Origin of the sequence: Bifidobacterium leontopitheci, from assembly GCF_009193355.1 — a bacterium.
Classification (GTDB): Bacteria; Actinomycetota; Actinomycetes; order Actinomycetales; family Bifidobacteriaceae; genus Bifidobacterium; species Bifidobacterium leontopitheci.
In genome coordinates this window covers 1-11,639 of record NZ_WBVT01000059.1, presented here as the reverse complement: position 1 = coordinate 11,639, position 11,639 = coordinate 1, and the positions used below count along the sequence as shown (strand labels likewise).

Genomic DNA, 11,639 nt, shown 5'->3' with positions numbered 1-11,639 from the left:
CCGCAAACGCGCCGCACGACGCGCCACACGCTGAAGTCCCCTCCCACGCGTAGGTTTTCAAACAACACCACGCATGGTGCGAGCGTCAGCGTCGCCACTCAACCCATCAGATAAATAAACACGGTGCATCACCTGTATGACACGCAGCGCACAAACCGTCACACGGGCCGCCCGTCACACGTGACGAAACACCAAAACCCCAGCATTCGCAACGCCTCACAACCACACGTCACGCGGGACGGGCGGACCGCGTGACGACCCTCGCGTCGTTCCCCACGTCGCGAGGGTCGTCAACACGTCGCACGGGTCGTCGACCCTTCACGCATGACATACTCAAGTTTCACGTCACTCTGCTCGCCCGAGCACGGTGACGCACCCCCGCAAAATCCAGTATTTCCAACGGTTCTCGCGCCCGCGTCACTGTGCCCGGGCGAGCAGAGTGACGCGAAAGCGCGGCCACAGGCTACTCGGCCGGCTTTGCGGCGGTCTTCCGGGGCGTCTTCTTGGTCGCTGTCTTCCTGGCTGCGGTCGACTTGGCCGTCGTTGATTTGGCCGTTGTCTTCTTGGCCGCCGACTTGGCGCCCGACTTCGTCGCCGTCTTGCGCGTGCGTTTCTTGGCCGGTCCGGCGGCACGCTTCTCGGCGAGCAGACGGAACGCCTCGGCAGGCTCGATCGACTCGGGCGTGTACTGCTTGGGCACGGTCCGGTTCGTCTCGCCGTCGGTGATGTACGCGCCGTAGAAGCCGTCCTTGATGGTCACCGGCTTGCCGGTCTCGGGGTCGGGGCCGAGCTCACGCAGCGGCGGCTTGGCCGCTCCCCTGCCGCGGCGGTACTTCGGCTGGGCGAACAGCTCCTTCGCCTTGTCGAGGTCGACGGTGAAGATCTCGTCCTCCGAGGCGAGCGAACGGGTCTCCGACTTGCCGTCGGCGCCGGTCTTGGTCAGGTACGGACCGTAACGGCCGTTGTTCGCCTCGACGGTCACCGGGCTCAGCTCGCCGGTCTCGGTGTTGGCCTCCTCGTACGTGCCGACCGTGCGCGGCAGGGACAGCAGCCGCAGCGCGTCGTCCAGCGTCAGCGATTCGGGGCTCATCGTCTTGAACAGCGACGCCATCTTCGGTCGCGGCGCAGCCGTCTTCTTCGCGCGCGACGTGGACTTCGCAGCGGTCTTGGCAGCCGCCTTCGCCGCAGCACCGGACGCAGCATCCGCGCTGGCCGCAGCATCCTCCGCCGGCACCAGCGCGACGTACGGGCCGAACCTGCCGGAGCGCACCTCAACGGTGCCGCCGCTGGCCGGATCGACGCCGAGCACGCGCGGACCGCCCGCGTTGCTGTCGATCAGCTCGTGACCGGCCGCCACGGTCAGCTCGTCCGGCGCCATCGTGTCGGGCAGGGACGCGCGCTTCGGATTGCCCTCCTCGTCCAGATGGTTCATGTCCTCCAGATACGGGCCGTAACGGCCGACGCGCACGTGCAGGCCGTCGCCGATGTCGATCGTGTTGATGGCGCGCGCGTCGATCTCGCCGAGCTGCGCCACCTGCTGCTGCAGACCGGCGTTCACGTCGTCGGCCGACTGCGCGGCGCCCGTGCCGGAGCCGAAGTAGAAGTGCGTGAGCCAGTCGCGACCGGTCTCCTTGCCATGCGCGATCTGGTCGAGGCCGTTCTCCATGTCGGCGGTGAACTGGTAGTCGACGTACTTGGGGAACTTGGTCTCCAGCAGTTTGATGACCGAGAACGCAAGCCAGCTGGGAATCAGCGCACGGCCGCGCTCGTACACGTATCCGCGGTCGATGATCGTCGAGATGATGCTCGCGTACGTGGACGGACGGCCGATCTCCTTGGCTTCCAGCGTCTTCACGAGCGACGCTTCGGTGTACCGCGCCGGCGGCTGGGTCTCGTGGCCGTCGGCGGTCACCACGGCGGCCGCGAGCGTGTCGCCGGGCTGCATCGGCGGCAGGGAGACGTTGGCGTCGGCCTTGTCCTTGCCGGACTTTTCAGCGTTCGCGCCGGACGCGGCCGCGCGACGGCCCTCACCGGTCGCCCGCATGAAGCCGGGGAACTCGATGACCGTGCCGGACGCCTGGAACACGGCCTCGCCGTCCGCGCCGGCCGGTGCGCTCAGCCGCACGGTGGCGGTCGAGCCGGTCGCGTCGGCCATCTGCGAGGCGAGCGTGCGCTGCCAGATCAGCGTGTACAGTTTCAGCTGGTCGGCGGGCACCTTGCCGGCGAGCTCGTCCGGATCGCGGAAGCGCGCGCCTGCCGGGCGGATGCACTCGTGGGCCTCCTGCGCACCCGCGGTCTTGGTCGCGTACTGCTTGGGGCCGTCCGAAAGGAACGCCTTGCCGAAATGGTATTCGACGGCGTTGCGTGCGGCGCTGATGGCCTCCTGCGAGAGGGTGACCGAGTCGGTTCGCATGTACGTGATGTAACCGTTTTCGTACAGCCCCTGCGCGGCGCGCATGGTCTGCCGCGAGCTCATGGACAGGCGGTTGCCGGCGGTCTGCTGCAGGGTCGACGTGGTGAACGGCGGCAGCGGACGGCGGCGGTACGGCTTGGTCTCCATCGAGGCGACCGTGAACGTCGCGTCACGCAGCGCGGCGGCGACGGCCGTGGCCTGAGCCTCGTCCAGCTGGCGGACGTTGTCTTTGAATCCGGCCGGGGTGAGCTTGCCGTCGGAACCGAAATCCTTGGAGACGGCGAGCCGCTTGCCGCCGAGCGAGACCATGCGGGCCTCGAACGTTGCCGTCTGGTCGGCGGCCGCGACGTTGCCGGCGGCCGTCAGTTCGGCGGTCACGTCCCAGTAGGGTGCGCGGACGAACGCCATGCGCTCGCGTTCGCGCTCGACGATGAGCCTGGTCGCCACGGACTGCACACGGCCGGCGGACAGGCCGGGGCCGACCTTGCGCCAGAGCACCGGCGACAGCTCGTAGCCGTAGAGACGGTCGAGGATGCGGCGAGTCTCCTGCGCGTCAACCATATCCTCGTCGACGTTGCGTGTGTGGTCGAGCGACGCCTGGATGGCGTCCTTGGTGATCTCGTGAAACACCATGCGCTTGACCGGCACCTTCGGCTTGAGGGTCTGCACGAGGTGCCATGCGATGGCCTCGCCTTCGCGATCCTCATCGGTTGCGAGGTAGAGCTCGTCGGAGTTCTTGAGCGCCTTGCGCAGTTCGGCGACGGTCTTCTTCTTGTCGCCGTCCACGATGTAATACGGCTTGAAGCCGTCGTCGATGTCCACGCCGAACTTGCCGAACTTGTCCTTGTCGGCGGCCGGGACCTGACTGGGCTGCGCAAGGTCGCGGATGTGCCCCACCGACGCCATCACGGTGTATCCGTCCCCCAGATACCCGCCGATCTTCTTCGCCTTGGTGGGAGACTCCACGATGACAAGCTTGTTGCCGGTGCCCATTGCCTCTCCTTACATGCTGTGGTTCTGGCCTTCATCTTAATCACGCGGCATGGTCAAACCGCAAAAACGGTATCATGCAGGTCGCCGCGCAGGTTTCCGGCCATCGACTCGCAGCCGCCGTATCGACGCCTCGCAGTCATGGCGCCGACGCGATGCCATCACGATGTCGAACGTCACACGGGCCGCCCGACCCACGTGACACGACCGACGAAAACCCAGCAATTCCAACGATTGTCGAACGCACGTCACACGGGCCGCCCGGTCCACGTGACGTAATGAGGACTGTGCATGGCAAAGCCCCGCCGGTGAGGGTCGGCGAACCGACCTCATCGGCGGGGCTTGTCATGTCATGTCACGAAGGTCACGGCGGCGTCATGCGCGACCGGCCGCCGGACCATCAGTGACCGATCAGGCGCGGCGGCGACGCCAGGTCAGCAGGCCTGCGCCAGCCACGGCGAGCAGCAGCACGGCCGCGGCGATGCCGGTGACCGCGCTGCCGGTGCGGCTCAGCTGGCCGTTGGCGGCACCGTTGGCGGCACCGTTCGCGCCGTTCGCGGAACCGTTGCCGTTCGCGGCGGCACCATTACCGGCGCCGTTGCCAGCGCCGTTACCGGTACCACCGTTGTTACCGCCGTTGTTGTTACCACCGTTGTTGGTGGCCGGCTTCTTGACGAGCGCGGTGCGGGCGGCCTGGAGCGCCTGGAGCGCCTGGTCGACCTCGTCCTGCGAGACGTCGTTGCTCTGGTAGACCTTCTCGGCCGCGGCGAGCGCGTCCACGTAGGTCTTCCAGGAAGCGGCGGTGTAGTCGGACTGCTTGAGGCCCTTGGCCGCGTCGATTTCGGCCTTGAGCTTGCCCTTGCCGTCGGCGGTGGCCACGTAGACCAGCTCGTCGTACGCCTTCTGCAGGTCGTTGTAGGCCTTGTCGACCTCGGTCTGGACGGCGTTCTCGTCGTCGAGCACGGCCTTGGCGGCCTTGAGCGCGGCGGCAAACGGAGCCCACGACTTGCTGGTGTAGTCGGACTGCTTGAGCGTGGAGTAGCGCTCGTAGAGGTCCTTGAGCTGGGCCGGGTCCGGATCGTAGCTGTCGATGTCGAGGTCACCGAGCGTGTCGGTCGACTTCTCCGGGGCGGCGGCGTTGGTGTGGATGGTCAGCGTCTTGCCTTCGCCGAGCAGGCTGAGGCCGTCGTACTTCTTCACCGGGATCGTCGTGCCGTCGACGTCCGGCCAGCTGGACTGGTCGGTCTTGCCGTCAGCGGACTTGGTACCGAAGTCGAAGTCGGTGTACAGGGCGCTGGACAGCGTGGAGCGGTCGCCGCCGGCCTGGTCGACGACGGTGCTGTCGCTGTTCGTGTAGTTGGACTCGGTCTGGGCCATGTACAGGAACGTCGAGTTGTAGAGACCGTTCTCGTCCTGCTTGGTGTTCAGGCCGAGCGCGGCAATCTTGACGGACAGCACGACCTGGTTGGAGTCGTAGATGAACGCGTCGTCGATCGGCTCGACGTCGACCGCATCGCCGAGGCCGTAGCCACCGACGCCCTTGACGAGCTTGTAGGTGGTGACCCACGCGGTGTCGGTCTGCGCGTTGCCGTCGGTGGTGTTGACGAGCATCACGTAGTTCGGGTCGCTGTTCGGCACCTCGTCGTTCAGGCCGGTGCTGATCCAGATCTCAGGCGTCACGGTTTCGCCGAGCTTGCTCCAGGACTTGTCGGTGACGATGCCGAAGTTCAGTGTGCCCTTGGACGGGTCGGCGAACTGGTTGGCGGTGCTGGAGTAGCCGATGGCGCGGATGTCGGCGGCCGCAAGGCTGCGGTTCGCGGAGTGCGCGTCCTCGCCGTACTGCACGTCCACCGGGTCGGTGGTCGAGTAGATCAGCGGGTAGGCCTTGGCGTTGTAGGCGTTCTCGGCGTCGCCCTGGGCGAGGCCGTTGCCGGTGAGCTTGAGGCCCTTGGTGTCCTTGCCGGTCTGGGCGAAGTTGGCCTGCGTGTCGGTGACGGGCTTCGGCGCGGAGGAGACGGCCACGCGCAGACCGTAGTCATCGACCTTGTCGGTCGGGGTGAGCTTGACCACGCCGCTGGCGTCGGAGACCCAGCTGCGCTTGTGGCCGCCGACCTCGGCGGATTCGGTCTTGTCGCGGTCGTGACGCAGCGCGGACCAATCCGGGATGCTCAGCGTCACGTCGAACGTGGCGGTGGAGCGCGGCTTGACGGTCACGGTGTCGGTGCTGACCTTGTAGGTCACGCCGGAGACCTCGGTGCGCGGGGCGTAGGAGACCTTGTACGTGCGGGTCACCTTGCCGGTGTTCTTCACGGTGAAGGTCTTCTTGGCCTCGTAACCGTTCTTGGTGACCTGGACGACGCCGAACTGGCCGGTGACGGCCTGCTCGTCGGCGGAGTCGTACACCTGCACGGCGTCGTTCACGGCGGCGTAGGCGTCGATGCGGCCGGTTCCCACGCGCAGCGGGCTGTAGGCGGTCTTGCGGTCCTTGGTGAGCACGTCGTGGTCGGCGGTGTTCACGACCTGGGCCTTGACCTGCTCGGCCGACCAGTCGGGGTGGGCGGCGCGCACGAGCGCGGTCACGCCGGAGGTGAGCGGGGTGGCCATGGAGGTGCCGCTCATGACCTCCGGCTTGGAGCCGGTGCCGGCGGACGCGGAGACGATGCCGACGCCGGGTGCGGCCACGTCGGGCTTGACGGTGCCGTCATAGGAGCCGTGGTTGCCGCGGGAGGTGAAGGACGCGATGGTGTCCTCGCTCTCGGCGGAGTAGTCGGCCTTGAGGCTCAGGCGCAGCTTGGAGGACAGGGTCACGGTCAGCGTGCCGTCGTCGATGGCCTGCTGGAAGTCCTTGTTCTCGGCGGCGTTCTTGACGAGCTGGAGGCCGGGGATGCCCGCGTTGCCGGCGATGCCGGCCTCGGGGATGTTGGACTGGGAGGCGAAGAGGATGCCGACCGCGCCGGCCTGCTGGGCGTAGTTGAAGCGGGCGCCGGAGCCGCAGTTGACGGCCGAGTCGTCCCATTCGACGTACGCGATGTTGCCCTTGACGGCAGCGGCGTCGGCGTCGGAGTACGGCTTGCAGCCTTCGAGGTTGTCCTTGTCGGTCACGCGCACGACCTTGCCGGTGACGGAGAAGTCGTCGAGCTTCGCATAGTTCTGCGAGTACTGGCCGGCGAGCTTCTGGCCCTTGAGGGACGCCGGGCCGTCAGCGACCTCGATGGCGTCCTGCAGGGTGCGGCCGGACTGGCTGGCGGCGACGGTCAGCGCGGACTTCGCGGTGCCCGGGGCGCCGGCGATGTCGGTCACGTCCTCGTCGTTGCCGGCGGCGATCACGGACAGCACGCCCGCCTTGGTGAGCTGGTCGACGGCCTTGTTTTCGGCGTCGTCGGGGGCGCCGAAGCTGCCGCCGAGCGACATGGAGACGATGCTGACCTTATCGGCCGCGTCGGCGGTGGCGTTGATCTGCGCCACGTAGTCGAGCGCGTCGAGCACCAGACCGGTGGTGCCGCCGTTGTCGCCGAACACCTTGATGGAGTAGAGGCCTGCCTCGGGGGCGGAGCCGGGTCCGATCTCCATGCCGGCGACGTCGCCCTGCGTGAGCTTCGTGTAGTCGCCCTTGAAGGTCTTGCCGTCCGCGGTCACGCCGTAGCCTGCGGCGGTGCCGGAGACGTGGGTGCCGTGGTGGCCGCCCTCACCATCGATCGGGTTGAAGTCGGGGACCGGGTTGGCGTCGAGGTTGCCGTTGGCGTCCTTGGAGCCGTAGGTGGCGCCGGCGAGGTCGATGCCGCCCTTGAACTTGTTCTTGTCGAGCAGCTTGCTCAGCGTCGGATCCTCGGTGACCGGGTTGTCGGTCTCGTCGGCCGCGGCGAGGGCCGTCTGGTAGGCCTCCTCAGTGCCGGCGCCGCCGAAGTCGGCGTGCGTGTAGTCAAGACCGGTGTCGATGACGGCGATGTTGACGCCCTTGCCGGTGTTGCCGGTGTTCGTCCACGTCTTGACCGCGTTGACCAGCGGGTCGTTGTTGTAGTTGGCGGGGGCCTCGTTGCCGGCCTTCGCCTTCGCGTCCTTGGCTTCCTGCGCGGCCTTGGCGAGCTCGGAGGCGGTCACGTCCGCGGTGGAGGTGTCGACCGCGGTCTTCGGGGTGATGCGCGAGATGCGCACGACCTGGCCGTTCTCCTGGGCGAGGCGGCGCAGCGCGGTCGCGTCGGCCTGCACGGCGACGCCCGGCAGCACGTACGACGTGGTGTACAGGGTCTTCGCGTTCGGGTCGAGCTTCTTCAGGGCCGCGAACACACCGTCCGCGGTCTTGTCGGCCTTGGCGGCGGCGCCCTTCGCGGCGGCCGCGGCCTGATCGTTCTTCTGGGCGTCGGACAGTGCGGAACGCTGCTTGTCCAGACGCGCACGGGTGTTGAGGGACTGCTGGAGGCCGGCGGTGCCCTTGGTCTCGACGAACGCGGTGACCGTGCCGTTCACGGACGTCAGGCTCGACGACAGCTTGCCCTGGACGCTGAGCTTCGCGCCGGAAGCGTTCAGCGAGTTGATCGCGAGCTCGGTCGGGTCGGTGCCCGCCGGCTGCGCGGCGCTCGCGGTGCCGGGCAGCGCGGCCAGCATGGCGACGCTCGCGGCGAGCGCGGCGGCGCTCATCCATTTCTTCTGATTCACTGGATTTCCCCTCTTGTTGAATCTCCAATTCAACGGTTGATACCGTTAACGGTCAAACCATAGAGGACTTATGTTGCAAAATCGACGAAACACCAGAAATCTTTCATTATGTGGTCATTGATTTTTTTGATGATTCGCGCCTTTTGCCCCGGTTTTTTATGGAAAATTTCGCGTTTTTCATGATAGTTCCGTATTTTTGCGGGTTTTGCCGGGGTGGTAGCGAAGGCGATTTTCATATTTTTCTGTGAGGGTTCACGAAGGTTGGTTCGGTGCGCGCGGAGGTGGAGGGAATGTGGTGCAAGACGCTCCCGCTCCCGCTCCCGCCGGCGGGAGCTGTCGAACGAAGCGAGACTGAGGGTGGTCATCATTCCTCTCGCCACTCGGCAGAGAAGCAACCCCATTGCGGACGATCGGCCAACCCGCCCCTCGGCCCCTCGGTGGAGAGGGCTGTCAGCAAGGGCATGACGAAACCCGGCTCCACATTGGAGCCCTCGGCCCCCTCGGTGGAGGGGGCTGTCAGCCGCAGGCTGACTGGGGGAGCGTCACACCCATCAGCCGTCAATCCTTGCGCTGCCAATTCCTCAGCGCAAGAAATTACGGAACACCCTCGTCATTTCCGTAAATCCTTGCGCCGAGGAGCAATGACGGGCGATTTGACCGCTAGCGCCAGCCCCACCGTCACATCCCGCCGCCGCTACTCGTCGTCGGCCGCCTTGCGCTGCTTCGGCGGGGCGGGCGGCGCACCCACCAGTCCGGCGCGCGACAGCGGCGACGCCGTGAGCTGCCGCATCGCCAATGCCAGACCGAACACCAGCGCCGACGTGCCGCCGATCAGCGCGAACGTGGAGACGTGCGCCCCCGCGCTCGCCCACGACGCGCTCAACGACAGCCCCGGCTGGATCTGCCAGATCAGGTACAGCGCGTACACGCACGCCAGCAGCCCACCGGTGATCATCACCGTGCCCACGATCTGGACACTCGCGGACGAGGCGCGCGACCCCGGCTCGTCCATGCCGGACGTGCGCGTGAACGCCAACGTCAGCAACGCGAACGCGCCGACCAGCAGCAGTCCCATGACCACGTCGCTCGTCCGATGCCATCCGCCGGCGATCACCGAAAACCCGATCACCATCGCATACGCCGCACCGACCAGCGTCACCCACGCGCGCGCCACGCGCGGCACCGCGCACACCAGCAGCATCACCGCAGCCGCCGCGAGCATCGTATGCCCGGACGGCGCGGAATTCGCCGACTGCGAATCCGTATTGATGATGAACGGACGCGGCAGCAGCTCCTTGAGATACGTCGCCGCAAAACAGACCACAACGAACGCCGCCGACTGGCCGAGCAGCCACCAGCGTTTGCGCACGGCGGCCGTCGCCAGCGCGGCCACACCGACCACCAGCGACACGATGACCGTAAGATTCAGCTGCACGAAGCCGACCGAGCCCAGATTCACATGGACGAACGGGCTCGCCAGCGCCGACGCCCACGCGGGCAGGCTGTCGTCGAAATCGGAGAACACCAGGTCTTCGTAGGACTGACCGTCCTCGGTGCGCACGGCGAACCACCAGACCACGAACGCGAGCACGACGAGCAGCACGCCGAACACCGCGCACAGCACGCGGCTCGACACGCGCGGGCGCACGGTCAGCGGGTCGCGGCGGGCGAGGCCGCGCTCGATGTCCGCTTCGTCGGCGGCGGTTGCGGTCGAGTTGAGGGCTGCAGCGGTCGCAACCGAGCCTTTCGCACCGTTTTTCGCGGCGCGGCGACGTTCCGCACGTGAGCGGCGGTCTTCGGGGGCGGCGTCCGGATCGTCAGCGTCCGGACGGCCGAGAGCGCGCAGCGGATTGCCGGCGTCGGTCTGCGCGTCGAACGTCGCCCACGCGGTCGCTGGCGTCGCCTTCGGCATGAGCGGCAGTGAGTCGGTGGGAGCGGGGGCGGGGGAATCTGCCGCGGGTGCCGCAGGTGCCGCAGGTGCCGCGATCGGCTCTGGCGCGGAATCGCGGACATCCGCCGCGGAAGCGGAACTCTCCGTCGCGGCGGGTGCCGCGGTCGAAGCCTGCAATGCCGGCTCCATGTCGGCCGCGCCGCGCGTCGCCACCGTCACAGCGGGTGCCGCAGTCGACAGACCGGATTGCACCGCGGACGCTCCCGCGGCGGCATCCGTCACAGCGGACGTCGCCGGTGAGTCCGGTGCAGGAGCGCTCCCCCCTGTCACGGCAGGCGACTCCGACGCGGAAACCGCCGTCGCAGGAACGGTATTCTTCGCCGCGGGGACGTCGGTATCCGTCGCGGCGGACGTCGCAGGCGACTCCGGCGACGCGTCGCGAGCCGTGGCTGACGTCTCGGTTTCGGTGGAAGCCGCAGCGGGCGGTTCGGCGGGCGTCACCAGCGACGACAGGCCGAACGCGGCGGCGGCTGCGGGCGAGATGGTGGACTGCGGCAGGACCGTCACCGGATCGGCAGACAAGGTCACGGCAGAATCGGTGATGTCGTCGGCCGGTGCCGGAGATGTGGCAGGGAAGGAGGAGTCCGGCTCGGCTGAGTCGACTGCATCATCCTGCGGCCACGAAACGTCGGCGATGCCGGCGAAATCGGGCATGGACGCCGTTGCGGAAACAGCGTCTGCGGTCGAATCGGATGCCGCGAACGAGGTGCCGTCAGCCGAACTGGGGACTGAATCGGGCGCGGTCGACTGCGACGGTGACGGGACCGCTGCGGACTCTTGCAGATCGGGACGGTTTTCGCTACTCATACTCCAAGACTGTAGAGCCTCGCGGACAACCGGGGTGTCAGCCGCCGCATTGCGCACAAAACCCGCCATGATGCCGGTCGAGGAGCTGACTGTTCTCCGGGATGGCGTTCCGGTGGTGAGGCGGGGCGAGGGGCATCGAGGTTCCGGACAGGGATTCCGGGACGGGGGTTCCGGGCCGCGGGGACAGGGGTTCCGGGCCGCGGTTGGACCGGGATTCCGGGACGGGGTTGCACCGGTGCGATTGGGCGGAAACGGACGCCCCAGACGAGGGCACAGTCTGAGGTTCCGAGACCGATTAGCGGCCGCTTCCCACTAGGATGTCGGTCGAGCGAGTGGCAAACGACCGCAAATCAGGCTGTCAGCGGCCTTTTTCAACCAAGACCTTGCCGATTCTAGTCGAAAACGGACGCTATAGACGGTCTGAGCGGCCGCTTCCTACCAAGACCGTACGGCTCTTAGTCGAAAACGGACGCTTCCGGCGGTCTGAGCGGCTGCCCCCACCCTTGCCGAGCGGACGTTGACAGAAAACGGACGCTGACGAATGCCCGAGCTCCGTGCCCGCGTCATCCGCCCCGCCCATCCCGTATCGCCATCGACAAACCGTACCCATAGATCCCCGCTGGAGTACAGTCCGTTGACATTTCCCAACCAACCGTACCCATGCACCCCGTTTGCGTACGGTCGGTCAAATTATTTCAACTGTTTAGCTTCAGCGGATAGTTGACGCATGTGTCAGCGGATGGTTGACGGTATGTCCTGGGGCATGGTTGACGGTCGTGCGTGGTGACAATGGTGTATGGACACTCACGCATCATCACAGGCCGG

Annotated in this window: 4 protein-coding genes; all 4 read right to left on the bottom strand. The window is 67.0% G+C overall.

The window, feature by feature from the left end; all coding sequences use genetic code 11:
• Window positions 1-463: 463 nt before the first annotated feature.
• Window positions 464-3,406, bottom strand: a complete 2,943-nt coding sequence (gene topA / locus F7D09_RS10665) for a type I DNA topoisomerase (RefSeq protein WP_152235467.1) — start codon at window positions 3,404-3,406, stop codon at window positions 464-466.
• A gap of 408 nt (window positions 3,407-3,814) precedes the next feature.
• Complete coding sequence (locus F7D09_RS10660; RefSeq protein ID WP_226836285.1) at window positions 3,815-8,056, bottom strand: S8 family serine peptidase; 4,242 nt, start codon at window positions 8,054-8,056, stop codon at window positions 3,815-3,817.
• A 68-nt stretch (window positions 8,057-8,124) separates the two neighbouring features.
• Window positions 8,125-8,424 carry a hypothetical protein gene (locus F7D09_RS10655; protein ID WP_152235466.1) on the bottom strand — a complete coding sequence of 100 codons (300 nt, stop codon included), beginning with the start codon at window positions 8,422-8,424 and terminating at the stop codon, window positions 8,125-8,127.
• Between the two features lie 326 nt (window positions 8,425-8,750).
• Complete coding sequence (locus F7D09_RS10650) at window positions 8,751-10,814, bottom strand: phosphatase PAP2 family protein (RefSeq protein WP_226836283.1); 2,064 nt, start codon at window positions 10,812-10,814, stop codon at window positions 8,751-8,753.
• Window positions 10,815-11,639 lie beyond the last annotated feature (825 nt).